We start from the raw sequence: 25,413 nt of genomic DNA, 5'->3' as shown, positions 1-25,413 counted from the left end.
CACGATTTCAAACATTCATTCCATATGTAAAAAAGGCGAGACGAGCAAGTGCTATCGTCTTACTCCGATAACGACCCGCTCGATCCCCGCCAAATCCGGAACAATCTCTACCTCATCCATGACACCGGATGCCCTCATCAATGCCGCTACATCCCCAGCCTGATAAATGCCTACCTCAAACGCTGCGACCGCTCTTTCTTTCAATAGATTCGGCAGCGCCTCACACAGTCGACGGTAGCAATCTAGACCATCTTCACCGCCATCCAAAGCCAAGCGAGGTTCATGTACGCGTACTTCATCGTCCAGCTCCTCGACATCGCGACTCGGGATATAAGGTGGATTGGACACGAGGATGTCTACCTTTTCGCCTGCTTCCAAAAGCGGTTGCACCAAATCCCCTTGTAGAAAGCGGACACCTGCACCAAGACGACTTGCATTTTCCCGTGCGATTGCCGTTGCCTCAGGAGACAGGTCCACCGTAGTCACGCGCCATTGCGGTTTTTCTAACGCGAGCGTAATGCAGATGGCTCCGCTCCCTGTGCCGATATCCACCACCGCTAGCTCTTCCCGCTCAGGCCAGAGCTTTGCTGCAGCAGCCATCACTTGCTCCACCAGGATTTCCGTTTCCGGTCTTGGGATCAGCACACCTGGTCGTACCGTAAAAGGACGACCGTAAAACTCCTGTTCGCCAAACATGTATTGCAGTGGCTCGTTATTCGCCCGGCGCACGCATAGTCCGTCCAGCTTCACCAATGTTTCTGCATCGATTGAATCCGTCATCCCCATTAAAAAGCGCGTCCGATCCCAGTCGAGACAATGACGAATCATTAGCTCCGCTTCGAACAAAGGATCCTTTGTCCCTTTTTCCCGCAAAAAGGAAGAAGCCCGTAATAGGGCTTCTCGAATCGTCGTGACATCAGACCAATCAAGCTGAGTGTGCATGGCTTTTCAAAAGCTCCGTTTGTTCATGCAGGATCAGGTTGTCGATCACTTCATCCAATTCGCCTTCCAATACCGATTCCAGTCGGTGCAGGGTCAGACCGATGCGGTGGTCGGTCACGCGGCTTTGTGGATAGTTGTAAGTGCGGATGCGCTCGCTTCGGTCACCAGTACCCACCAAGCTTTTGCGCGTAGCATCTGCTTCCGCATTTTGTTGTTGCATGTAGAAATCATACAGACGTGCGCGCAATACACGCAGCGCCTTGTCTTTGTTGGAATGCTGGGATTTCTCGTCCTGACAAGAAACCATGATCCCTGTAGGAATATGCGTTACGCGAACCGCAGACTTGGTCGTGTTAACGCTCTGACCGCCCGCACCACTGGAGCAGAACGTATCGATGCGGATATCTTTTTCGTGTACTTCCACTTCCACGTCTTCTGCTTCTGGCAGAACCAGTACAGTCGCAGTAGAAGTATGGATGCGTCCACCGGACTCAGTAGCCGGGATGCGTTGCACACGATGCGCGCCGCTTTCGAATTTCATTTTGCTGTAAGCACCGCGACCAGACAGCGAGAAGACAATTTCTTTGTATCCACCGATATCGGTTGGGCTTGCCTCCAGCACTTCAATTTTAAAAGCGTTGCGCTCCGCAAAACGAGTGTACATACGGAAAAGCACCGCTGCAAACAGTGCAGCTTCATCGCCGCCCGCAGCACCGCGGATTTCCACAATGACGTTTTTCTCATCGTTCGGGTCTTTTGGAAGCAACAGGATCTTCAAACGATCTTCCAGTTGTTCCTTGCGTGATGACAATTCATTGAGCTCGAGCTTGACCATTTCACGCATCTCGTCATCCAGTTTTTCTTCGAGCATCGCTTTGGCGTCATCGATTTGACTCACCACTGATTTATATTCACGGTATGTCGTTACCGTCTCTTCCAACGAAGATTGTTCCTTAGACAGTTCACGCAAGCGTTTTGTATCACTAATGACGTCGGGGTCACATAGGAGATTCGTTACTTCTTCAAAACGCTCTTCGACTGCAGATAAGCGTGTAAACATTTTTATTTCACCCCATCGCAAAGAATAATAGCCTTTTGGCGCAGGCGAAGCCTTGGTAGCATGTATGTTAGATATGAATTGCGATAAAATGCTATCTACCATAAAAACGGTTATAACAGATAAATTATAGGAGGAATGTCGCAAGAAGTCAAAGCGCATTATTACTGGAAATGTTTTACCGATGCCAAACAGGCCCGGCTATGCCGAGCCTTGCTACATACGTCCTGCTCACCTGTCAGCGATGGTAACCGTCATGCGAGGTTAAGTGAAAATCGTAGTTTGGAATTCTTTCTCGTAGAAGTGAAATCACCTGCTGCTCGATGGTACGCGCTTGATTCGCAGTGATGTTATGCACAAGGTCAAGAGTAACATATGCATTGGCATCGCTGAGTGTGATGCGTGCATTTTCCACACCTTTCACCGACATAGCGGTCCTCTCCATATTCGTCACTTCGACTGGCGTATTGCGCACATTCGTTTTACCAGTAACCATGTTCGGGTTTTGATTGCGCCCCATTAGCGAGTCGCGATCAGCAGCAACAGGGGTACGGCCTTGCAGCGTATTTCCGCTTTGATCCCCTCTGACCTTCATATTGTGCTGCGTATTCCTCATATCCGTACGATAGCCCTGTTGCTTAGCCGTATTTCCACCGCAACCGACGGTGAGAGCAGAAGTCAGTGTCACCACGCCCAGTATGACCAACGCGCTTCGCCAAAAAGGCTGTGTCCGCATGAAAAAGCCACCTCCTGTTTTGCTTAGTCTGCGCATCGCCTCTTGGGCTCATGCACGGGACAAACAGGGGGTGGCTTCTGCTTTCTTTATTCGACAACTGGAGGCGTATAGTAATGCTTGCGACAGACGCTGCTGTACGTATCATTTCCAGCAATTTCAATCGTCTCGCCAGCGTAGACGGGTTGTCCATTTTTGAACTTGAGAATATGCGTCGCCTTTTTATTGCAGTAAACACAGACGGTTTTAATCTCTTCTACTTTGTCAGCCTCGCACAACAGGGCGGCGCTGCCAGGGAAGAGCTCATTCTTGAAGTTTTTCAACAAGCCATAAACGATTACAGGGATGCCCAGCTTGTCTACAATCCTGACGAGCTGATCCACATGGTGGCGGCTGATGAACTGAGCCTCGTCAACCAACACGCAATGCGGCTTGACTGACTCTGCCTCTACGATTTGATACAGATCGGTCTCTTCGTTAATCGGAATCGCTTCTCGGCTAATCCCAACACGCGAAGCAACTTTTCCCACGCCATAGCGATCATCCACTGCTGGAGTAAACACTACTACTTTTTTCCCCGATTGCTCGTAGTTGTGGGCAACGGTCAATAATTGAATGGATTTGGAAGCATTCATCGCTCCATACCGAAAATATAGTTGTGCCACGTCTCTATCTCCCTTTGCCTAAAAGTCATTACTCAGTCTTTTGATGGCGGTCTTTTGCCTCTTGAAACAAGGCCATGGCCAGCTTTCTTCTTTGTGCATGGTCCACACACGGAATCGGATAGTCGAAGCCAATCTTACAGCCTGCTTGCTCTTGGATATGCTCCGGCATGTCCCACGGTTTATGAATATATTGTAGAGGTACTTCACGCAATACGGGAAGATATTTTTTGACGAAAATGCCGTCTGGATCAAACTTTTCCCCTTGTGTGACAGGATGAAAGATCCGAAAATACGGTTGCGCATCGGTACCAGTCGAAGCACTCCACTGCCAGCCCCCGATGTTTGCCGCTTCATCGAAATCGATCAACTGCTGTGCAAAATAGGCCATTCCCCAACGCCAATCCACGAGCAAATCCTTTGTCAAAAAAGAAGCGGTAATCATCCGCAGCCGATTGTGCATCCAACCCGTCTCATTCAACTGCTTCATGGCAGCGTCGACAATCGGGTAGCCCGTCTCCCCATGACACCAACGGGTAAATAGATCCTTCCTATTTTCCCAAGCGACCGTTTCAAATTGTGGCAGGTAGGCATGGTCAGTCGTGTGCGGATGGAAATAGAGCACCTGCTGATAAAATTCTCTCCAAATGAGTTCCGTAAGAAAAGCTTCGATCGAGGTAACCTGCTCACCCCGCGCGGAAGCAAGCACTTCCTGTACGCTATGATACACCGTTCTTATAGACAGCGTACCTGCGTTTAGGGCAAAAGACAGCCGGGAGGTCGCATTTACCCCTGGCATGTCGCGTCGTTCTTTATACGTATAAATGTCTCCATCTAAAAATTGCTGCAATCGTTTACGTGCCGCTAGCTCCCCGAACTGCTCCATTTCCCACTCGGGGCCGATCGGTCGTTGCCGTCCAAACGCTTCCATAGTAGGAACTGGTTCACTCGCCAACTCCTTCAACCGCTCAAATAGATTCCATCTTGTCGGCTGAGAAAACGGTCTATCTTTGGTCAGCGTCTGCCAAACGCGGCGATAAGGTGTAAATACGGCATACGGTGTCCGCTGCTTCGTCATAATTTCCCCGGGCTCATGCAAAACCAGATCCTTGCATGTATGTACAAACACGCCTAGACGGCTCAACACTTCTGACACGAGCTCGTCTCGCTTGCGAGCCTCTGGCGTATAATCCCGATTGAAAAACAACTTATCTGCACCCGTCTCTTGCGCTAATTGACAGAGCACTTGCTGTGGGTTGCCGTGGCGAATCAAGAGGCGTCCTCCCAGTTGAGCCAAAGTATCGCCGAGTGCAGCTATCGCGGCAAAATTCGCATGCAGTCGCTTATCTCCTACAACCGCAGAACGACAAAGCGAATCCTCCACTATATAAACAGGAATAATCGGATCGCCTGTGGGCATAGCTGCGTGCAGAGCAGCATGGTCATGCAAGCGCAGATCCCGACGGAACCAGACGATAGCAGTCATCGTTTGTCCTCCCGAAAAAATTAGTGCTAGAAAAAGACAAAACCAGGCAGATTGCTCTACCTGGTTGTTCCCATACATTCTGATACTTACAGATTGTATTTGCGTTTGAAACGGTCTACACGGCCGCCTGCATCAACGAATTTTTGTTTTCCTGTGAAGAAAGGATGGCAGTTGGAGCAGATCTCCACTTTCAACGCTTGTTTCACGGAACCGGATTCAAATTCGTTACCGCATGCGCAGCTAACTGTAACTACGTTGTACTTAGGATGAATGTTTTGTTTCATCTCTTCTACACCTCTTTCCGCCCTGAATCGTTTGCCGAAACAGAGTTATATAAACACATATCAGATAGTAGCATGAAACACTGCCGAAATGCAACTGGTTGGCCGATTACGCCATGTTTTTCCTGCGCTGGAGTTGATCTGGAGGAATATGTGTAAACGAACCGATTACAACATCGGGCAGTTCCTGCTGATAAATTTCGATGGCTTGCTTCATGCCGAATACTTCGCCTTGCGCTTTTGGAATCATCGCCAGATAACTCTCTGGATCGATATTCAGATTCCGCAGCTGAATCAGCTTAATGCCTGTTCTGCGGATGAACTCGATCATCGCTTCCATTTCCTCTTCGCGGTCAAATACACCAGGGAAGCACAAGTAGTTAATGGACGTATACACACCCTTGGATGCAGCGTACTCAGCAGAACGCGCTACATTTTCCAACGTGTAGTTGCGCGGGCGATAGTAAGCATTATAGTGTTCGTCAATCGCGCTGATAATACTCACGCGCATCAGATCAAGACCAGCATCGACAATGCCTTTGATGTGATCCGTCAAGCCCGCATTCGTATTGATGTTGATAAAGCCCATATCTGTCGTTTCCCGTACCCGACGCATAGCAGGAACAATGATGGAAGCCATCGTAGAAGGCTCACCCTCACAACCCTGTCCAAAGCTGATGATGCTCTCCGGTGTCTTCAGATGGTGCAGCATGACTTCCACCAGCTCGTCCTCTGTCGGCTTGAAATTCATCCGCGTCTGTGGAGAAGGGAATCCACTGTCATCTGGTTGCTCGGAAATACAGCCGTAGCACCCTGCATTACAGGTATAGGAAACAGGCAAGCTGCCTTCCCAGCGGTTGAAAAAGTTATTGGAGGCCGTTAAGCATTCGTATTCCAACGCACAGTGGGACAAGTGGTTCAAAATGCGGTTTTGCGGAAACGTCTCCAACGTCTTTGCCACTCGCTGGCGCAGTTCATCCATCGGGAAGTTCAACGGGTCCCATTTGTAAATATCGTCACTCGCTCGACCCGTTACCCAGAAACGGTTATCCTTCCAGACAACTGCGGAGTAGCCGAACAATGGCAGCTTGCTTTCCTTGTTCGTTTTCACGTAGCCTGGCAGCAAGAGTCTTGTAATTCCTTGTGGCACAAGTGCGCCTACTGCTGTACAGCCATCCAACTTGACCATTTCCCCTGTGTCAGGGTCCATTCCGATCGGCTCGGTGTCCGGCAAACTAACCAACGTCGATCCTTCTGGGAGTGGGATCAGTTCTTCTTCCAGAATTTCTGTCAATATATCTCCGTTACGAGCCACTGCAAAAAGACCTGGGTGGTCGTATACATTGCCTTTTTCATCTGCGTAAACTAAATACATGGGAAAATCGCCTCGCTTCTTTGCTTTGCCCATTGTATCGCATTGAAAAAGCAATGTAAATTGTATAGGGTTACCTGCCAAGATAGGGAAGTGGATTGATCGGCACATCATCCTGTCGCACTTCAAAGTGCAAGTGGTACCCCGTAGAATTACCCGTTTGCCCCATGTATCCCAATATCTCACCCGCTTCTACGTTTTGACCAGGTGACACCAGCAACAGACGCATATGGGCATAAAAGGTTTGCAAGCCATCGCCGTGATCAATCACGACCATCCGCCCGTACCCTGACCGGTTGGCGCCTGCCTCCACAACAACTCCTGCCCTCGCTGCCAAGATCGGGGTCTTTGATTCCTGTTCATTCCACAAATCCACACCCTTGTGTGTTTTTCCCCAACGCGCTCCAAATCCGCTTGTAATCGTAGCTTCTCTGACAGGCCAACTTAGACCAGCGCGAATCCTCGTGATGACTTGCCGACTTGCCGCTTGAACGGCACTTCGCTTCTGCTGAGGATCGTTGCCCAACATCGGATTGCCTTTAGCGATGGGGACATACACAACCTGCCCTACATACAGGTTGTCCGACAGCCATTTTAGCAGCGGATTTCGTTCGATTAACGATTCCCGACTTACACCGTACCGCCTTGCTATGTAATCCAGTGTTTCTCCGCGTTTCACCATATGTCCGACTTCATCACGCTTGATGATTAGCTTCATGCCCACGCTTAAAAGATGGGGGTTCGTAATGCTATTAGCCTCTACCAGATTTTTTAAAGAAAGACCGTAACGCTGGGCAATACCGGATAGCGTATCTCCTTGCCGAACAGCGTACATCACTGAATTTCCTTTTGTCGCTGGTGCAGGTGAAGCCAGACTGGCATAGGGATTAAACGCTTGAAATAACGCCTGCTCCACGACAGCTTTTTTTGCTTCCATCTGTGACTCCACCGGAGCGCTAACTTGCACGTACTCCACAAAGCATCTCCTCCTTCTTTTCCAGCTCCCTTCCTAACGGTATGCTAACGCCACAAAAAAAATGACGGTGAGTCATCATGAACTCACCGTCGTGCTAGCTGCTTTCCCTCTGCCCTGTTGCTTAGACTCAAGGGTTTGCAAAAATTCTTCGTTTGTTTTTGTATCTGCCAACTTTTTAATAAAGGAGTCGACAAACTCATTTGTTTCATTCATGTTCTTCCGGATCATCCACAGCTTATCCAGCTCTTCTTTGGTGAGCAAAAGCTCTTCGCGACGCGTACCCGAACGACGGATATCGATCGCCGGGAAAATTCTGCGCTCCGCCAGCTTGCGATCCAAATGAAGCTCCATGTTTCCGGTTCCTTTGAACTCCTCATAGATCACATCGTCCATACGTGAGCCGGTCTCAACCAAAGCAGTCGCCAAAATGGTCAAGCTGCCGCCTTCTTCAATGTTCCGCGCAGAACCAAAAAAGCGCTTCGGACGATGGAAGGCTGCCGGATCAATACCACCGGACAATGTTCGACCACTTGGAGGAATAACCAAGTTGTAAGCACGAGCGAGACGTGTAATGGAATCCAGCAGGATCACCACGTCTTTTTTGTGCTCAACCAATCGCTTTGCACGCTCCAAGACAAGCTCAGCAACTTTGATGTGATTCTCAGGCAACTCGTCAAAAGTCGAGGCAACCACCTCTCCTTTGACAGATCGCTGCATATCCGTCACCTCTTCCGGACGCTCATCAATGAGCAAGACAAACAAGTGGATATCCGGGCGGCTTTCGGTAATGCTGTTGGCAATCTCTTTGATCAGCATGGTTTTCCCCGCTTTTGGCGGAGCCACAATCAATCCACGCTGACCCAGTCCAACAGGAGAGAGAAGATCCATCAGGCGAGTGGAAACACGTGCAGGAGCTGTCTCCAGTACAAGCTTGGTTTGAGGATACAACGGTGTCAATGCGGGGAAATGAAGACGCTCTGCGGCTGTCTCAGGGTCTTCTCCGTTCACTGCCTCTACTTGAAGGAGTCCAAAGTAACGTTCATTCTCCTTCGGTGGTCTTGCTTTTCCTGATACCACATCCCCCATCCGCAGATCAAAACGGCGAATCTGCGATTGGGAGATGTAGATATCTTCCGAGCTAGGGAGATAGTTAATGGGGCGGAGGAAGCCGTATCCCTCCGGCAATATTTCGAGAACCCCCTCCATAAACATGAGACCATCCCGCTCCGCCCGTGCTCGAAGAATCGCGAAAATCAATTCCTTCTTCTTCAGCTGGGAGTAGTACGGAATATGGTATTCCTTGGCCAGCTTATAGAGATCGGTCAGCTTCTTTTCTTCTAGTTCAGAAAGTAACATACATCCACCACTCTTTATTTACTCTTAAAAAACCTAGCTCAACATATAAATGCGAAAATTGTTTTCTTACAAACCGTTACTCGGATTGCGTTCTATGCGGTGGTTCCCTTCAATGAAACGTACCGTTCCGGTTTTCGCACGCATAACAACGGAATTAGTCGTCGCACGAGTTCCTTGGAAGCGAACCCCTTTGAGCAACTCGCCATCCGTCACACCTGTCGCTGCAAAAATGGCGTCATCACCTTTCACCAAGTCGTCCATGAATAGGACTTGATGAGGGTTAGTCAATCCCATTTTAACACAGCGTTTAATCTCTTCTTCATTTTGCGGCAAGAGCTTACCCTGGATTTCTCCCCCGAGGCATTTCAGGGCAACTGCTGCCAGAACACCTTCCGGAGCTCCTCCAGAACCGAACAAAATGTCTACACCTGTATCAGGGAATGCAGTGTTGATCGCAGCGGCTACGTCTCCGTCTGAGATGAGTCGAATACGCGCGCCTGCCTCACGAATTTCGTGGATCACCTGAGAGTGACGATCACGGTCAAGCACAATAGCGACCAAATCGCTGATATCTTTCCCCTGTGCCTGCGCTACCGCTTTCAGGTTATCACGAACCGGTGCGTTGATATCGACTTTGCCGACTGCTTTAGGCCCTACTGCCATTTTCTCCATATACATGTCAGGAGCATGCAACAAATTTCCTCGGTCTGCAATGGCAATGACCGAAATCGCTCCCCATGTACCTTTTGCGAGGATATTTGTTCCCTCCAAAGGGTCAACAGCCACATCGACTGCCGGAGCCACTCCCTGGCCCAGACGCTCACCGATGTACAGCATTGGCGCTTCGTCCATTTCGCCCTCGCCAATTACTACGACGCCATCCATCGGCACTTTCATAAATTCATTGCGCATTGCGGTCGTTGCCGCATCATCAGCCTCATCTTTTTTTCCGAGACCCATCCAACTGGCAGAAGCCAAAGCAGCGGCTTCAGTCACACGTACCAGTTCAAGTGTTAAACTCCGTTCCATTCTGGAAGACTCCTCTCCTGGTGATTGGTTAACGCTGGTGGTTTTCCATGCTCTGCAGACCTACCCGAGTAATATCGGCTCCCAAGGCTTGCAGCTTGCCCACCAAGTTTTCGTAGCCACGATCTATATGTTCGAGTCCTTCTAATTCTGTCGTGCCGTTCGTTGCCAAGCCGGCAATGAACAGAGCTGCTCCCGCACGCAAATCCGAAGCTATCACTTTGGCACCATTCAGTTTGCTTCCGCCTTCGATGACAGCGGATCTTCCTTCAATCTTCAAGGAAGCTCCCATACGGCGCAGTTCATCTACATGACGAAAACGCGAGCTGTAAATATTGTCCGTCACGATGCTTGAGCCTTTAGCAAGAGTCAGCAAGGTCGTGATCGGCTGCTGGAGATCCGTTGGAAAACCCGGATACGGACTCGTTTTCACGTCGATTGATCGATAAGAATCATGTCCGATGACTTGGATGCTGTCATCCTCTTCTACCACTTGCACACCGATTTCGCGCAGCTTGGCCGTTACAGACTCCAAATGCTTTGGAATGACATTCTCCACCATCACATTGCCGTTGGTAGCTGCTGCCGCAATCATGTACGTCCCCGCTTCGATCCGATCGGGGATAATCGTATGACGGCATCCGCGCAAGCGTTCTACGCCTTGAATGCGGATCATGTCCGTTCCGGCGCCTTTGATGTTTGCTCCCATATTATTGAGCAAGGTTGCTACATCGACGATCTCAGGCTCACGGGCAGCGTTTTCAATAATGGTCACACCATCTGCTTTGGCAGCAGCCAGCATGATGTTAATGGTGGCACCAACACTGACCAGATCGAGATAAATTCGCGCACCCTGCAAGCGTCCATTTTGGGCACGGATAGTCATGACGCCGTTTTTGTTCTCCACCTCGGCGCCCATCGCTTCAAAGCCTTTGATATGCAAATCTACTGGACGCGGGCCCAAATCACAGCCACCCGGCAAGCCAACCTGGGCTTCACCGAACTTGGCGAGCAAGGCTCCCCACAAATAGTACGAGGCACGGAGCTTTTTGATGCGACCATTTGGCATGAGCATCAGCCTCATACTACGTCCGTCGATTTCCATCCAATCTTCTTCGAACAGCACGTCAGCTCCCATTTCCCGCAAGAGCTCGTGATAGATACCTACATCCTGAATACGGGGGAGATTCTCAATAACAACGGGTCCATCTGCCAGCAACGCTGCTGGGATGAGTGCGACTGCGCTGTTTTTTGCTCCGCTGATGGTCACCGTCCCCGCGAGCGGTTTTCCACCGTTGATGATCAGCTTATCCATGCTTTGCTCTCCTCAGGCGTAATCGGGAAAGAAGCACCTTCCCCGATGGAAAAGGTGCTTGGACTTTCAACACGTGTCCTTATTTTTGCATACTTGCCCAGTCAGCGAGGAATTTCTCCAAGCCACTGTCTGTCAGTGGATGGGCAATGAGTTGTTTAAATACTTTCGCTGGAATGGTAGCGAAGTGAGAACCACGGCGTGCTGCCTCCGTTACGTGAACGGGGTGGCGCACAGATGCCGCAATGATCTCGGTGTCGATACCGTGAACAGAAAAGATTTCAGCAATATCTTCGATCAATTGCATGCCATCTTGACCAATATCATCCAAGCGTCCCAAGAACGGAGACACGAAGCTCGCACCTGCGCGCGCAGCCAAAAGTGCCTGATTCGCGGAGAACACCAGTGTTACGTTTGTTCTGATTTTGCGTTTAGCGAAATACTTGGTTGCCTTCAAACCTTCTGCGGTCATTGGCAGCTTGATGACGATGTTTTTCGAAAGAGCAGCGAGCTTATCTCCCTCTTCGATCATGCCTTTTGCATCTGTACTGATGACTTCGGCACTAATCGGACCGTCAACAATATCGAGAATTTCTTTCAGGGTCTCTACAAAATCGCGTCCTTCTTTGGCAACCAAAGACGGATTTGTCGTTACGCCCGCCAGAACTCCCCATTCGTGAATCTCGCGGATTTCTTCAACGTTTGCTGTATCAATCAAAAAACGCATGATTATCCTCCCAGTTACGCGCGGTTGCTACTTCCGAACAAGCGCATTTTTCCTTGTACTACTTCCTTGATCGCATCGCGAGCAGGGCTCAGGTATTTGCGTGGATCGATCTCATTCGGCTTGGCAGCTAGCACTTTGCGAACTGTTTCCGTGCATGCGACTTGGCTTTCTGTATTTACATTGATTTTTCCTACGCCTAAACGAATGGATTCGATGATCGCTTCGTCTGGTACGCCGGAACCACCGTGAAGAACGATCGGCGCTCCAATGTTGCTCGCTACTTTTTCGATAATGTCGTAGCGGATTTTTGGAACTCCTTTGTACATACCGTGTGCTGTACCTACAGCAATCGCTACATAGTCTACTTTTGTTTCTTCCCAGAAGCGGATTGCTTCCTCAGGATTTGCCAAGGTAGCATCTTCCTCGTCAACAGACAGGTCGTCTTCTACCCCACCGATGGTACCGAGTTCACCTTCTACCGATACGCCAACAGCGTGAGCAGCCTCTACAACCTGTTTGGTCAGGCGAAGGTTATCTTCAAACGAATGATGGGAACCATCGAACATAACAGAAGAGAACCCAGCGCGAATGCACTTCATTACCATGTCGAAATTGCTACCATGGTCAAGATGCAATGCTACAGGGACTCCTGCGCGTTCAGCAGCCACTTTTGCAATCGCTACTGTATAATCGATCCCCATGTATTTCAGTGCACCCTCAGAAACACCAAAGATCACAGGCGATTTTTCTTCCATCGCAGCTTCAGTAATCGCTTGAGTAAACTCCAGATTGTTCAGGTTAAATTGTCCGACGGCGTATTTATGCTTTTTGACGTCTTCGGTAAAAGCGGTCATAGGTACCAGTGGCATTTTGTAAATCCTCCTCTAGCAGACTTCAGTCATGTGGCTTATTATACCACAGACAAGCATTTGTTAACAGGGACGCTTGTACCCTGACCTAAGCAGTCAGTTCTTAACAAGCTAATTGCTGATGCACTGCCATTCGTAGTTCATCGATATCAAACGGCTTTGTAAAATGAGTCAATGCTCCCAGTTGTGTTGCTTCTTTGATCATGTCCAGCTCTCCGTAAGCTGTCATCATGATGACTTTGATTTCCTGATTGATCTTCTTGATGTGTTTCAAGATCTCAATACCATCCATCCCAGGGATCTTCATGTCGAGGATAACCAAATCTGGCGATTCTTTTTCCACGATTTCCAATGCCATTTTCCCGTTTGCTGCCTGAAAGGTCTTGTACCCTTCTTTTCCCAGCACCTCATACAGTAAAATGCGAATCCCATACTGGTCATCCACAACCAGTACCTTTTTATCTTGCTTGTCGAACATTCTGATTCCCCCCTGACGAATGCGTTTTCTTAATTATTATGGGTTCGCCTAAAATCAGGAAACTCCTTCACCTTTTTTGCTGAACGCCTGCTTAAAATTTCCCATAGGCCTCATTTCGAGTATAATGGGAAAAACCAATTTCCCCTACACACAAGGAGCCAGATACTTACTATGGATGCTCTGTGGCTGATTTGCTTGTTAACATTTATTATCCATACGACAGAGACACTTACCTACGGAATCCGTTTTGCAGGGGTACAAACGGGCAGGATTGCTGTAGCGATGTCTCTGGTCGGGATCGTATTGCTCCTCTCCCGTACTTCCAACCTGATTCAAGGACCATTCACTGGGGGATTGATGGATCAAGCTGCGATCGAGCACGTTGATCCTAGCACACAGTTGCACGTGATTATTGCAGCGTCCTCGCTCGGAACCTTGGCGGCTATCGTACTGTTTCCCACTTTCGTCCAAATATCGAAACGAATGATCTCGCACTTGGAGTTAGCGGGCTCGATTCCGCAAATGATTCGCACGGCAGTTACTGTTGAAACCATCCGACGTGTTCACCATCATGTCCGGATTCCTAGCTGGCAAGCCATCTCTCGTTTTCGAATCAAAGGCATTCCCAAACGATTACTGTTATTAAATGCATTTGGGACAGCTATCTACACAAGCAGCGTACTGTCCGTGTTATACGCGACATTACTAGCCCCGGATTACAAAGCAACCGTTTTGATGTCTTCTGGATTAATCAACGGTTTTGCCACGATTTTCATGACGATTCTAGTAGACCCGCAAATTGCCCTTCTGACAGAAAAAGCAATGCAAGGGAAAACCACGCAGCAATCGATTCGCGACATGTACCTATGGCTGATGTTCTCACGTTTTATCGGAACGATTTTGGCTCAATTCCTGCTCATTCCGGCCGCCTACTGGGTAGCCTGGCTATCGCCCTTGTTCCATTGATCTGCTTTTGAAAGCACAAAACGCACCTGCGACTTTACATCGCGGGTGCGTCTTTTATTTATGGAACTATGTTATTTGTTCAGGGAAGCCTTCACGAAGTCACGGAACAATGGCTGTGGACGGTTCGGACGGGATGTGAACTCTGGGTGGAACTGTGTCGCTACATACCATGGATGTTCTGGAACTTCCACGATTTCAACCAGTCGACCATCTGGAGTTGTACCCGCAAAACGCAAGCCCATTTGCGCCAATTGATCACGATATTCGTTGTTCACTTCATAACGATGACGATGACGTTCATAAACCAGGGTACTTCCGTATGCAGCCTCAGTCAGCGTGCCTTCTTCCACTTTGGTTGGACCGAGACCCAGACGCATTGTACCGCCCTTGTCCTCGATATCTTTTTGCTCTGGCAGGAGGTCAATAACCGGATATGCTGTATTCGGGTTGATCTCGGAGCTGTTTGCGCCGTCCATACCCGCTACGTGGCGAGCGAACTCGATCACAGCGATTTGCATACCCAAGCAAATTCCGAGGAATGGTACTTTATTTTCACGAGCATAGCGTGTAGCGATGATTTTACCTTCGATACCACGATCGCCAAAGCCGCCTGGTACGAGGATACCATTTACATCACCGAGCAGTTCGCCAACATTTTCTGGCGTAACTTCTTCCGCGTGTACCCATTTGATTTCTACTTTGGAATCGTTCGCATAGCCACCATGGTACAGCGCTTCTGCTACGGACAAGTACGCATCATGCAATTCTACATATTTACCAACGATTGCAATGGTAGTCGTTTTGGACAGGTTTTTGATTTTCGATACGAGCGATTTCCACTCTGTCATATCCGCTTCTTGGCAAGTCAGACCCAAGTGACGGCATACGTAATCGTCCAACCCTTGTGCTTGCAATTGCAGTGGTACATCGTAAAGGCTATCCGCGTCTATACATTCCACTACCGCGTTTTTATCGATATCACAGAACAGAGCCAACTTGTCTTTCATTTCTTGCGTCATCGGTTGCTCGGTACGTGTCACGATCACATTTGGTTGAATACCCAAGCTGCGCAGTTCTTTCACGCTGTGTTGCGTAGGCTTGGTTTTCATTTCACCTGCTGCCTTGATATATGGTACCAGGGTTACGTGAATGTACATGACGTTTTCGCGACCGATGTCACTTTTGATCTGGCGGATGGATTCAAGGAATGGCAAGCTCTCGATATCCCCAACAGTTCCACCGATCTCGGTAATCACTACATCTGCCCCGGTTTCGCGACCTGCACGGAAAATGCGATCTTTGATTTCGTTCGTGATGTGAGGAATAACTTGAACGGTTCCTCCCAAATAGTCGCCACGGCGTTCTTTGGCAATGACAGTCGAGTAAATTCTACCAGTTGTCATATTGGAGTTAGCGCTCAGGTTGATATCGATAAAGCGCTCATAGTGGCCCAAGTCCAGGTCTGTTTCCGCACCATCGTCCGTTACGAAAACTTCCCCGTGTTGATACGGACTCATCGTTCCCGGGTCAACGTTGATGTATGGGTCACACTTCTGGATGGTTACCTTCAGACCCCTATTTTTCAAGAGTCGGCCCAGAGAAGCCGCTGTAATTCCTTTTCCCAACGAGGATACAACCCCGCCTGTCACAAAAATATACTTCGTCATCGTTAACGTCCCCTCTTTCCCTCACCCTTAAGTTGTTATAAAAATCGAATGAAGACGGCTCCAAAAAAAAAGAAAAACAAAAGCGAGTCCTATCCCGTAAAGAAATGGGGTAGGGGCACTTTTGTTTTATAGTTTCCCATATTTGATCCTTCTTCATGTGAAGCCCAAGGAGTATTTTATCTGTCCCTTAAGCGGAAGTCAAGGACCTATTTATCGTCTTCCTCGTCGAGCTCTTCGTCAGATTCCTCTTCCGCAAGCTCTTCGTCTTCTTCGAACATCTCATCATCTTCGTCTTCGAGTTCTTCCTCGTCGATTTCTCCATCGATTTCTTCTTCTTCGATTTCAGAATCTTCGTCGACGAATTCCTCTTCGTCCTCAAAGATGACAACATCGTCTTCCTCGTATTCCTCGACACCTTCGTCTTCGGAATCGTAATCGTCGAAGTCATCTTCCGTGACGATTTTCTTCTTCTTCGTTCCGCCACCCTCTTGGGTTTCTTCCACGGTGTCGGTTGGGTACCAGCGTTTCAATCCCCATACATTGTCACCGAGGCACACGAAGCGGCCATCAATGTTAATTTCTGTGTATACTTGCGCGATGATTGCCATGAGTTGTTCATCAGTCAGCTTGCGCACTGCAACCAGTTCATTCATCAGCTCGCGGAAGTTGTAAGTGCGGTTAGTTTCACGCAAAATTTCATACGCAATGTCAACTAACGCCATCTCACTCAGTTTCTCGGAATCAATATGAGCAAACAATTGACTCACTCAGGGCACGTCCTTTCCATATGAAAACGATTGATTTGAATACTGACCCGGTGCCCTGTTCGGGGGACGCAGGTTTGTATAAGTCATTCATAAATGATGTCAAAATCCCTAATTACACAACGCACAACATACGAAGGCTAACATACAGTATTCCTTATTTTAGCCGAAAATGCAAGGCTTTCAAACAAGCGAGACTCTTTTTATTAGGTAATGGTCGTAAATTTCCTTAATAATGAACTCACCCCTATACCAACCACTGATTAAACAGTTGGGGGCTAAGATAAGTGCTAACAAACGACCATTTGGAATGGACATACAAATTTTTATTACATAACATTTTGGAAAAGTAACGTACGATAGATAATATAATGAAGAGTAGAAGTTTAACTTCTACTCTTCATTATTACACACGACACCGCGTTCATTTACTGTAATATTCTTAAAATATGAATGGTAGGTTTTCTACAGTCATGAATATGGTTGAGGGGCAATTTTATTTGCTTTATTTTCTCCTAGATTTGTTGAGAGCGACGCAGGAATGAACTCCGAGGTGTCCGCTTCGATATGCACATGTTTTTCAAGCAATGCCAGTAGATAATGAAAGGTAGGAACCGATTCTTTGGCAAGGATAATTCCTTTTTTGTCGATCAGGACAGCAGATGGGATGGCATCGATTTGGTACATTGAAAACGAAATGGAAGAGTTGATATACTGAATATCGTCCTGGTTTTGAGTGTCGTGAATGAGCTTTCCTGAATAAACAACTAGTAATTTAAGCTGAGGAAATCGTAGTTTTACCTTCTCTAAATGTGGAATAATTTGCTGGCATATGGGACAACCTTCTGCCGTGAAAAGTGCAAGTGTAGAGTGGCTTTTCATCTCTGTAAAATCAATGCTTGTTCCAGACGGACTGTTATCGATCAGAACCGGGGCTCTGGAGCCTATCCAGTTGTCTACACTCGGTTCTTTTTCTTTTGCTTGTAATTTATTGATAAAATCTGCTACTAGTTTTGTTAGCAAGTAAATAACGACGAATTGCACAATGACAAATACCCATAACGCAATCACAGACCATTGTATAAACGTTTCCACAGAGGATCTCTCCTTTTTCGTGAGGGAATGATATTTATTTTTGTGCGACTAGCTCGTGTACTTTCTTCCGAATGCTCCCTAGATGTTGACCAATCAGAATCACAAGTGTGGACAACAATACGATGATCATTAACGTCCAGTACTCTTCTCCATATACGGTCCTGAAATTCCCTGTTTCTAATGCCCATGAGAGATTCCCATAGGTGGTCGGTATTTGATAGACCCAGAGACACATCGCAATGAGCAAGACGTTTCGGCTGACCAGTACCCATGATAGATTGTGATTGCCGACGATGCCACCGCAACCACATGATATTTCTCGTCTTCCGCGCAATAAATTGACCACAATAGCCACGCTATACAGGAGTAGTAAACCACTACCAGCCAGAGCTGCCCAGGAATAGTACAGCCCGAAAATGAGTAGCAATCCAATCAGCAATTCAGAATAAGTGTCGAGGACGGCAAAAAATCTAATAGATCGTTCAGGCAGTATTTTGTAGTCTTTTACAATTGAAGCATGAGTCGTTCTGTTTTTGATTTTTGATACAGACGAGCTTATAAACAACAGTGCTAGAATCATGCGAAAGATAAAGGATGCGATTTCCAATTTTTCACCTGCTTTCCACTGGTGTTGCATACCATTGTGCTTGAGCATGATACATCTGCGCATATTCTTTATTACGTGAAATCAGTTCATCATGCGTTCCAGACTCGACTAACTGACCATCCTTCATCACGATAATCCGATCTGCCATTTTAGCGGCAGCCATACGGTGTGAGACAAATAGGGTTGTTTTATTTTCAGTCAGATTTCGTACGAGTTGGTATACAGAAAGCTCAGTCATGGGATCAAGAGCTGCTGTTGGCTCATCTAAAATCACAATATCACTATTTCGAAACAGAGCACGAGCCAAGGCAATTTTTTGCCATTGTCCTCCAGAAAGATCGGTTCCCTCTTGCAAATAGCGACTTAAATAGGTTTGGTAGCCATCTGGAAGTTTGGAAACGATTTGATCCACGCCAGCTGTAGCGGCAACTTCTTGCATCCATTTTAGATCGTTTATTCGTTCGGTATCACCAAAACCAATATTATCTTGTAACGTATAGGCATATTTGATGAAGTCCTGGAAGATCACGGTCATATTTTTGCGTAAATCATCAGGTTTGATCTGGCTAATACTGAGGCCATCAAAGGAAATGTCACCCTGTGATATGGGATACAACCCCATCACACATTTGACCAAGGTTGATTTACCCGAGCCATTTTCACCGACGATTGCGATTTTTTCACCAGGCCGTATGTGCAAGTGAATATCCCTTAGAACAGGATTTGTCGTATTCACGTAGGTAAATGACAATCCTTTTATAAAAATGCCCTGTTGTAGCGGTGCAGGAAAGAGAGCCGAGCCTTCGTCGCTTGCATCCTTTTCAGGGTGTTCATATTCGATGAAATCAAAAAAATCGTTTATATAAAGAATCTCTCCAAATATTTTGGCAAACTGGTTAGATAGCTGATTGGTCAATCCTTGTGTTCCCTGCACAGCTTGTCCGATTGCTACAAACTCACCGATTTGCATAGAGGTGGTACGGATTAACCAGATGATAATTCCAGCTGTCCCAAAGTACAAAAGTGCGGTAAACCCATCTAGGCCGACCTCCGTTGCTTGTTGCTTTCGCAGCACCTTTAATGTTTCAGTGAACTGGTGGGTAATGGAGGTTGACCATCTTTTCAGTAGCATTTGACCTAAGCCAAATAGTCGAATTTCCTTGGCTGACTGCCGATCTTTCAATAAAAAACTGGTATATTGTATGTCGCGAATTAAGGGGGTTAAGCCGTATCTGAGCCAATAATTGATACTGCCAAACCGAATTTGAACAAAGAAGACGGGAATTGCCGCGATCAGACTTAAAATGACGAGGCTCCAGTGAACGGTAAACAAAAAGAGCAAGAAACTGAAAATAGTAATGCTGGCTCTAACGATCTCTAGTAGGATCGTGAGTGGTGATAAAAAGCGTGTGCCCACATTCAAGTGAACTCTCTCTAAATGATTGTAAAAATCGGGAATATCAAAATAGAAAAGCGGTACCGCTTCTACCTTTTGAAGTACAAGTGATTGTGCCGCGAGTTCCAAAACATTTTCAAGCTTTCCATTCAGGTATTGTTGGATATTGAGAAGCACAGATGTAGCCATCGCTATTAAAAATTGAAGTGAGAGTAAGAAAAAAGCATAACGATAATCACCCACTTGGAGTTGAATGATTTTCGCGACCTCATTGATCATTTCTTTAGATAGCCAAAGGGTGGCTACTGGTAGTAAACCAATCATGATTGTTAAGCAAACTAAAAGCGCGAGAAGTAGCCGGGCATGTGCCCATAAGAAAGTGAACAGCTTGATAAATGATTGAACAATCATGAGGAACACCTTTTCTAGTTTTATTGGATGTTGTGGAGCTCTTGCTTCTCCTTGTGCTTCAAGATGTCTACTAGCTCACCAACTGAGCGTCCTACATATCGAATGATCCCCTGTGAGTCAACAATAAACAGGCTTGGGAAGTTGATGATTTGTAATTCGCTCATGGTTTTTTTGTCGACGGGAACCATCGTAATTTTTCCGCTAAATGTGTCGATAAAGTGCTGATAGTCAGAATCATCCTGCTTAACCGCACATAAGAAAGGAAGGTTGGTTGTTTTTTTCTTGATATGGGTTAAGTATCTTTCTACTTCATGATGGCATGTATCACATGAGGGGGCAGCGAACATGACAATGGTTGGTGTTTGTGAAAAATGCGTGGGGAATATAAGTGACTCTTTGAGATTTACACCGATAAAATACTGGTTTAGAAGTGAAAAAAAAGAATCTTCTACAGAAAAGAGAGTAACGATATTCCTGAACTTTCGGTATGAATAGAGTTGCATGCCGAATAAAGCAACTGCTACCGTTAGTGGAATGAGAACGTACACAGAAACCTCCCTCAAACTCCATTTTGGTAAATATTTGTAAATAATATATCATTTGACAGTTTTTGTTGCAATTCTTATAATTGAATCGAAAGTAAAAAATGTAAAAATATGGAGGTTATGACTATGTTAGATCAATTTTCAAAGTTAATTGGTGTCAAGAATGATTCTAAAAACGGTTTCATTGATCCTCCCTGCACCATTAATGTGTTTTGTATTCTAGAAAAGGGGACAGCAAAACATAACTTGCAGAACCCTCTTAAATTTACTTGCTGCTAGGAAAAAGAATCATTTAGGGGATGAGGGTACCAGCAATACACGAAAAATTTGCTAGGATGCTAAATCATCCTCTCCAAACAAACCTTCAAAACCACTAGAAATGTGGAGCTGGAGGTTTGTTTTGCATTCACAAATTTTCTTCCTAATGAAAGAAACCCCGAAAATAGCGGGGTTTCTCTACAGTCTTAAGAGTAGAAGTTAAACTTCTACTCTTGTTTTACATTTTAGAATAAGACAAGGACCACCTCGTAACAAAGAAGTGGTCCTTGTGTCATTTTCGAATCTTTCCACGTACCCTAGGATTTCTTTTAAGCCAATTACTCTGTTGCTACATATTTCTGCGGTATTGGCCGCCCACTTCATACAAGGCACCACTGATTTGTCCAAGCGATGCTACTTTGACCGTCTCCATCAGCTCGGCAAAGATGTTCTCTCCCGCCATAGCCACTTCTTGCAGACGCCGCAGCGCAGCCGCAGACACATCCTTGTGGCGCTCCTGGAATGCCCGGAGATTAATGATTTGCTGTTCTTTTTCCTCTTCGGTCGCCCGAGCCAATTCAATCTCGTAATCGTCCTCAGATGCATTCGGATTAATGAACGTGTTTACCCCAATAATCGGAAGCTCGCCCGTATGCTTTTTCATTTCGTAATACATGGACTCGTCTTGAATTTTGCCGCGCTGATATTGAGTCTCCATCGCCCCCAGCACGCCTCCGCGAGAACTGATCCGCTCGAACTCTTGCATAACTGACTCTTCTACCAGATCAGTCAACTCATCGATGATGAATGCCCCTTGCAGTGGGTTCTCATTTTTCGCGAGTCCCATTTCCTTGTTGATGATCATCTGAATCGCCATTGCCCGTCGCACAGAGTTCTCTGTCGGGGTCGTAATCGCTTCGTCGTAGGCATTCGTATGGAGAGAATTACAGTTGTCGTAAATGGCAATCAAGGCCTGCAAGGTCGTTCTGATATCGTTGAAATCCATCTCCTGCGCGTGCAAGGAACGGCCGGACGTCTGGATGTGGTACTTCAGCTTTTGGCTGCGGTCATTTGCACCATAACGATTTTTCATCACGGTTGCCCAAATCCGGCGAGCCACACGTCCAATCACGGTGTATTCCGGATCGAGACCATTAGAGAAGAAGAAGGACAGGTTTGGCGCAAAGTCATCGATGTTCATGCCGCGGCTTAAATAGTACTCGACATAGGTAAATCCGTTAGATAGCGTAAACGCAAGCTGCGTAATCGGATTCGCCCCTGCCTCCGCAATGTGATAGCCGGAAATGGACACAGAGTAGTAGTTCCGTACTTTCTGGTCGATAAAATACTGCTGGATATCCCCCATCATCCGCAAGGCAAATTCTGTCGAGAAGATACACGTGTTTTGCCCCTGATCCTCTTTCAAAATATCTGCCTGAACAGTTCCGCGAACAGTCGACAGCGTGTACGCTCTGATTTGTTTTGCTTCGTCCTCGGTAGGCTGACGCCCTTCTTTTTGAACAAAAGCATTCAGTTGCTGCTCGATCGCCGTATTCATGAACATGGCCAAAATCATAGGTGCAGGACCGTTGATCGTCATGGACACAGAAGTGCTAGGTGCACAAAGGTCAAAGCCGGCGTACAGCTTTTTCATGTCATCCAGGGTGCAAATACTGACCCCACTCGTACCGATTTTTCCGTAAATGTCCGGGCGGTAGTCAGGGTCCTCACCATACAGCGTAACCGAGTCAAAAGCCGTACTGAGTCGCTTCGCTTCATCATTTTGAGACAGGAAGTGGAAGCGTCTGTTCGTCCGCTCTGGAGTACCTTCGCCTGCAAATTGTCGCTTGGGATCTTCGCCCTCGCGTTTAAACGGAAATACTCCTGCAGTATACGGGAATTCACCTGGAACATTTTCTTTTAATGACCACTTTAAAATTTCGCCCCAATCCTCGTAATCAGGGACGGCTACTTTTGAAATGCGTGTACCCGACAACGATTCGCTGAACAGCTTGGTAACCAGTTCCTTGTCGCGAATTTTCGTGACGAATTGATCCTTCCGATACGCTTCCTTGAGCTTGGGCCAATTTTCTAGGATACGTCGGCACTCCGGATGCAGCTTTTCTTCAAAGAGAACGATTTGTTTATCAAGCACCGCCACCAGCTCGGCAGCTGCCGAATCTCCCGAGGCCAGCACCGTCTCCTTTGCACCTTGCAACTGGAACAGCTTGCGTGCAATCAACGACTGCTCTTCGGCATAGGCACGGCATTGGCGGACGGTGTTGGCAATGTCTTGCAAATAATTGATTCTCTCTGTCGGAATCAACGAAGTTTTATGAATCTTTACAGGAGTCGTATCCAAATTCTCTACAGACCAGTCAACGCTAGTCTTTTCTACAATTCGATGCATCAAGGCAGCAAACAACACATTCGTTCCCGGATCGTTAAACTGACTCGCAATCGTACCATACACAGGAACCTTCTCATCCGGCAGCTCAAAAAGCTGATGATTGCGTCGATATTGCTTGCGGACCTCACGAAGAGCGTCCTCTGAGCCTTTACGCTCAAATTTGTTGATCGCGATCACATCAGCAAAGTCGAGCATATCAATCTTTTCCAACTGAGATGGTGCCCCGAATTCACTCGTCATGACGTACATGGAGACGTCGCACACTTCTGTGACCTGCGCATCCCCCTGACCAATCCCGCTCGTTTCCACAATAATCAGATCAAAATGGGCAGAACGCGTTACTTGAATCGCGTCTTTTAAGGCAGCAGACAGCTCCATGCCCGATTTTCGGGTGGCGAGACTGCGCATATAAACACGCGGTGTCGAATTGGCATTCATGCGGATGCGGTCACCAAGTAACGCTCCGCCTGATTTTTGCTTGGATGGATCGACAGACAAGATCGCGACCGTCTTCTCGGGATAAGTGCGAATAAATCGACGAACAAGCTCATCAGTTAATGAGCTTTTTCCTGCTCCACCCGTACCTGTAATCCCTAATACCGGAATGGCTGAATCGGCTTCCACTAAACTTTCACGGAGAGGTTCTGTCCATTCACGCTGGTCCACTGCGTACTCTGCAACGGAAATAAGCCGGGCAATCGCCTGATGGTTTTGCTCACGCAAGCCTGCTACTTCTCCCTCCAGCTGCTTAACGGTTGGGAAATCGCTACGTCTAATCATGTCGTTGATCATGCCCTGCAAGCCCAATCGTCTGCCGTCATCTGGCGAATAAATTTTACAGACTCCGTACTCTTCCAATTCCCGAATCTCGCGTGGAACGATAACGCCGCCACCGCCGCCAAAAACACGGATATGCTCTGCTCCCCGCTCGCGTAATAGATCAATTACGTATTTGAAATACTCCACATGGCCGCCTTGGTAGGAGCTGATGGCAATCCCTTGCACATCCTCCTGAACAGCGGCTGTTACAATATCATCAACAGAGCGGTTGTGTCCGAGATGGATTACCTCTACTCCCGACGATTGTAAAATACGACGCATGATATTAATCGAGGCGTCGTGACCGTCATACAGACTGGCTGCGGTCACAAAGCGAACCTTGTTTTGCGGACGATACACTTCTGTTTCCATCGTTCCACTCTCCTTTTAATTAAGTTTAAAAAGGAGGAAAAACAGGGCCAAGCAGATCAAGGCGGTAGACGCGAGGTATGCTTGGCACTCTATGTTTCCCTGACTTTTTAAACTCTCCTCTTAATCGGAGACACTGATATCGCGAAGCAGAAGCGCGATCTGCTTCTCTGTGTACTCCTCAATGGTATAGTGCTTTTTCAATGCCCAGCGGCGGAATACCCACATTTCGCCCAGTACCATGATATTGTCCGCCATCAGCTTGACGTTCTTTTCGTCAATGTGCAGCGAACCATCGGCAATCCCTTTTTCCAGGATTTCGACGAAAATATGCGAAATGGCTTCTTCACGCCCCAACACGTAGCGGAGTGTTTCTTTTGGCAATGATTTGGCTTCCTGATAAATAAGCAAAACGCGGTCGCTCATCTGATCCATCACGCGGATCAGGCTCTTTAGTGCTATCTTTAATGTTTTCAAACCAGTTCCGTTGAAGTTGATCGCTTCACGCAAGCGCGTCTCCATCTCCGCATGAATGGCATCACAAACAAGATAGAGCACGTCTTCTTTTGACTCAATATACTCGTACAACGTACCAATACTAAATCCAGACGCTCGGGCAATCTCCCTTGTCGTCGTTTTATGAAAACCTTTATTAATGAAGAGATGAACGGCAGCCTCAATAATCTGCTCTCTTCTTCTCTCGATCAGTTTTGGGTCCTTTACTAGGGACGGTATCGCTTTTCTCTTGTCAGACACTCCAAAATCCACCTTTCCAACCGACTGAGCGTTTGGTCAGACGCCTCATAGAAAAGAAGGCGCAAACACTCTA

General features: G+C 47.2%; 23 protein-coding genes. 1 reads left to right on the top strand and 22 read right to left on the bottom strand.

What is annotated here, in order from left to right:
- Window positions 1-51 precede the first annotated feature (51 nt).
- The 14 genes from prmC to HP398_RS18265 form a co-directional block, all read right to left on the bottom strand.
- Complete coding sequence (gene prmC / locus HP398_RS18330; protein WP_173623326.1) at window positions 52-942, bottom strand: peptide chain release factor N(5)-glutamine methyltransferase; 891 nt, start codon at window positions 940-942, stop codon at window positions 52-54.
- Window positions 926-2,002, bottom strand: a complete 1,077-nt coding sequence (gene prfA, locus HP398_RS18325) for a peptide chain release factor 1 (protein ID WP_017252377.1) — start codon at window positions 2,000-2,002, stop codon at window positions 926-928. The genes prmC and prfA overlap by 17 nt, the downstream gene beginning before the upstream one ends.
- Before the next feature lie 235 nt (window positions 2,003-2,237).
- Entirely contained in the window at window positions 2,238-2,735 is a 498-nt protein-coding gene (locus tag HP398_RS18320) for a Sporulation lipoprotein YhcN/YlaJ (Spore-YhcN-YlaJ) (RefSeq protein ID WP_017252378.1), read from the bottom strand.
- Between the two features lie 86 nt (window positions 2,736-2,821).
- Window positions 2,822-3,397 (bottom strand): thymidine kinase, encoded by a 576-nt coding sequence (locus tag HP398_RS18315; protein WP_017252379.1) that lies wholly within the window; start codon window positions 3,395-3,397, stop codon window positions 2,822-2,824.
- 28 nt (window positions 3,398-3,425) lie between these two features.
- Entirely contained in the window at window positions 3,426-4,880 is a 1,455-nt protein-coding gene (locus HP398_RS18310; protein WP_173623325.1) for a cryptochrome/photolyase family protein, read from the bottom strand.
- An 86-nt stretch (window positions 4,881-4,966) separates the two neighbouring features.
- Window positions 4,967-5,164 (bottom strand): 50S ribosomal protein L31, encoded by a 198-nt coding sequence (rpmE, locus tag HP398_RS18305; protein ID WP_017252381.1) that lies wholly within the window; start codon window positions 5,162-5,164, stop codon window positions 4,967-4,969.
- A 106-nt stretch (window positions 5,165-5,270) separates the two neighbouring features.
- Window positions 5,271-6,536 (bottom strand): radical SAM family protein, encoded by a 1,266-nt coding sequence (locus tag HP398_RS18300; RefSeq protein WP_026043394.1) that lies wholly within the window; start codon window positions 6,534-6,536, stop codon window positions 5,271-5,273.
- A gap of 70 nt (window positions 6,537-6,606) precedes the next feature.
- Window positions 6,607-7,509 carry a M23 family metallopeptidase gene (locus HP398_RS18295; protein ID WP_069851039.1) on the bottom strand — a complete coding sequence of 301 codons (903 nt, stop codon included), beginning with the start codon at window positions 7,507-7,509 and terminating at the stop codon, window positions 6,607-6,609.
- 75 nt (window positions 7,510-7,584) lie between these two features.
- Window positions 7,585-8,865: a transcription termination factor Rho gene (rho, locus tag HP398_RS18290; protein WP_017252384.1), complete on the bottom strand. Its 1,281-nt coding sequence runs from the start codon at window positions 8,863-8,865 to the stop codon at window positions 7,585-7,587.
- A 66-nt stretch (window positions 8,866-8,931) separates the two neighbouring features.
- The gene (glpX, locus tag HP398_RS18285; protein WP_173623324.1) at window positions 8,932-9,894 is read right to left on the bottom strand and encodes a class II fructose-bisphosphatase; all 963 of its coding nucleotides are present in this window, start codon (window positions 9,892-9,894) and stop codon (window positions 8,932-8,934) included.
- A 28-nt stretch (window positions 9,895-9,922) separates the two neighbouring features.
- Window positions 9,923-11,206, bottom strand: coding sequence for a UDP-N-acetylglucosamine 1-carboxyvinyltransferase (locus tag HP398_RS18280; protein WP_017252386.1), 1,284 nt, complete (start codon window positions 11,204-11,206; stop codon window positions 9,923-9,925).
- Window positions 11,207-11,285: 79 nt separating this feature from the next.
- Window positions 11,286-11,930, bottom strand: a complete 645-nt coding sequence (fsa, locus tag HP398_RS18275) for a fructose-6-phosphate aldolase (RefSeq protein WP_017252387.1) — start codon at window positions 11,928-11,930, stop codon at window positions 11,286-11,288.
- A 14-nt stretch (window positions 11,931-11,944) separates the two neighbouring features.
- Complete coding sequence (gene fba, locus HP398_RS18270; protein WP_173623323.1) at window positions 11,945-12,799, bottom strand: class II fructose-1,6-bisphosphate aldolase; 855 nt, start codon at window positions 12,797-12,799, stop codon at window positions 11,945-11,947.
- A gap of 103 nt (window positions 12,800-12,902) precedes the next feature.
- The gene (locus tag HP398_RS18265; RefSeq protein ID WP_007725537.1) at window positions 12,903-13,277 is read right to left on the bottom strand and encodes a response regulator; all 375 of its coding nucleotides are present in this window, start codon (window positions 13,275-13,277) and stop codon (window positions 12,903-12,905) included.
- Between the two features lie 171 nt (window positions 13,278-13,448).
- Between HP398_RS18265 and HP398_RS18260 the strand changes: the two genes are divergently transcribed.
- A complete protein-coding gene (locus tag HP398_RS18260; RefSeq protein WP_017252389.1) occupies window positions 13,449-14,243 on the top strand; it encodes a lipid II flippase Amj family protein in 795 nt (264 codons plus the stop codon).
- 71 nt (window positions 14,244-14,314) lie between these two features.
- Here HP398_RS18260 and HP398_RS18255 read toward each other — a convergent pair whose 3' ends face one another.
- The 8 genes from HP398_RS18255 to HP398_RS18220 form a co-directional block, all read right to left on the bottom strand.
- Window positions 14,315-15,910, bottom strand: coding sequence for a CTP synthase (locus HP398_RS18255; RefSeq protein WP_017252390.1), 1,596 nt, complete (start codon window positions 15,908-15,910; stop codon window positions 14,315-14,317).
- Between the two features lie 206 nt (window positions 15,911-16,116).
- Window positions 16,117-16,677, bottom strand: a complete 561-nt coding sequence (gene rpoE / locus HP398_RS18250; RefSeq protein WP_017252391.1) for a DNA-directed RNA polymerase subunit delta — start codon at window positions 16,675-16,677, stop codon at window positions 16,117-16,119.
- A 468-nt stretch (window positions 16,678-17,145) separates the two neighbouring features.
- Entirely contained in the window at window positions 17,146-17,769 is a 624-nt protein-coding gene (locus HP398_RS18245; protein WP_017252392.1) for a thioredoxin domain-containing protein, read from the bottom strand.
- A 34-nt stretch (window positions 17,770-17,803) separates the two neighbouring features.
- Window positions 17,804-18,406 (bottom strand): MauE/DoxX family redox-associated membrane protein, encoded by a 603-nt coding sequence (locus HP398_RS18240; protein WP_254476199.1) that lies wholly within the window; start codon window positions 18,404-18,406, stop codon window positions 17,804-17,806.
- On the bottom strand, window positions 18,381-20,183 hold the full coding sequence (locus HP398_RS18235) for an ABC transporter ATP-binding protein (protein WP_217368753.1): 1,803 nt from the start codon (window positions 20,181-20,183) through the stop codon (window positions 18,381-18,383). Before HP398_RS18235 ends, HP398_RS18240 begins: the two co-directional genes overlap by 26 nt.
- A gap of 20 nt (window positions 20,184-20,203) precedes the next feature.
- Window positions 20,204-20,731, bottom strand: a complete 528-nt coding sequence (locus HP398_RS18230) for a TlpA family protein disulfide reductase (RefSeq protein ID WP_173623321.1) — start codon at window positions 20,729-20,731, stop codon at window positions 20,204-20,206.
- A 604-nt stretch (window positions 20,732-21,335) separates the two neighbouring features.
- Entirely contained in the window at window positions 21,336-24,587 is a 3,252-nt protein-coding gene (gene icmF, locus HP398_RS18225; protein WP_173623320.1) for a fused isobutyryl-CoA mutase/GTPase IcmF, read from the bottom strand.
- A 120-nt stretch (window positions 24,588-24,707) separates the two neighbouring features.
- Complete coding sequence (locus HP398_RS18220) at window positions 24,708-25,340, bottom strand: TetR/AcrR family transcriptional regulator (protein WP_017252398.1); 633 nt, start codon at window positions 25,338-25,340, stop codon at window positions 24,708-24,710.
- Window positions 25,341-25,413 lie beyond the last annotated feature (73 nt).

The sequence above is a fragment of the Brevibacillus sp. HB1.4B genome, assembly GCF_013284285.1.
Lineage (GTDB): Bacteria > Bacillota > Bacilli > Brevibacillales > Brevibacillaceae > Brevibacillus > Brevibacillus porteri.
This window is presented reverse-complemented; position numbering and strand designations above follow the sequence as displayed.

Coding starts and splice junctions, on each gene's coding strand:
- icmF (WP_173623320.1), bottom strand. CDS start 24,587: ATGGAAACAGAAGTGTATCGTCCGCAAAACAAGGTTCGCTTTGTGACC.
- HP398_RS18235 (WP_217368753.1), bottom strand. CDS start 20,183: ATGATTGTTCAATCATTTATCAAGCTGTTCACTTTCTTATGGGCACAT.
- rpmE (WP_017252381.1), bottom strand. CDS start 5,164: ATGAAACAAAACATTCATCCTAAGTACAACGTAGTTACAGTTAGCTGC.
- prfA (WP_017252377.1), bottom strand. CDS start 2,002: ATGTTTACACGCTTATCTGCAGTCGAAGAGCGTTTTGAAGAAGTAACG.
- HP398_RS18260 (WP_017252389.1), top strand. CDS start 13,449: ATGGATGCTCTGTGGCTGATTTGCTTGTTAACATTTATTATCCATACG.
- HP398_RS18300 (WP_026043394.1), bottom strand. CDS start 6,536: ATGTATTTAGTTTACGCAGATGAAAAAGGCAATGTATACGACCACCCA.
- HP398_RS18255 (WP_017252390.1), bottom strand. CDS start 15,910: ATGACGAAGTATATTTTTGTGACAGGCGGGGTTGTATCCTCGTTGGGA.
- glpX (WP_173623324.1), bottom strand. CDS start 9,894: ATGGAACGGAGTTTAACACTTGAACTGGTACGTGTGACTGAAGCCGCT.
- prmC (WP_173623326.1), bottom strand. CDS start 942: ATGCACACTCAGCTTGATTGGTCTGATGTCACGACGATTCGAGAAGCC.
- fba (WP_173623323.1), bottom strand. CDS start 12,799: ATGCCACTGGTACCTATGACCGCTTTTACCGAAGACGTCAAAAAGCAT.
- HP398_RS18320 (WP_017252378.1), bottom strand. CDS start 2,735: ATGCGGACACAGCCTTTTTGGCGAAGCGCGTTGGTCATACTGGGCGTG.
- rho (WP_017252384.1), bottom strand. CDS start 8,865: ATGTTACTTTCTGAACTAGAAGAAAAGAAGCTGACCGATCTCTATAAG.
- HP398_RS18265 (WP_007725537.1), bottom strand. CDS start 13,277: ATGTTCGACAAGCAAGATAAAAAGGTACTGGTTGTGGATGACCAGTAT.
- fsa (WP_017252387.1), bottom strand. CDS start 11,930: ATGCGTTTTTTGATTGATACAGCAAACGTTGAAGAAATCCGCGAGATT.
- HP398_RS18240 (WP_254476199.1), bottom strand. CDS start 18,406: ATGCAACACCAGTGGAAAGCAGGTGAAAAATTGGAAATCGCATCCTTT.
- HP398_RS18310 (WP_173623325.1), bottom strand. CDS start 4,880: ATGACTGCTATCGTCTGGTTCCGTCGGGATCTGCGCTTGCATGACCAT.
- HP398_RS18280 (WP_017252386.1), bottom strand. CDS start 11,206: ATGGATAAGCTGATCATCAACGGTGGAAAACCGCTCGCGGGGACGGTG.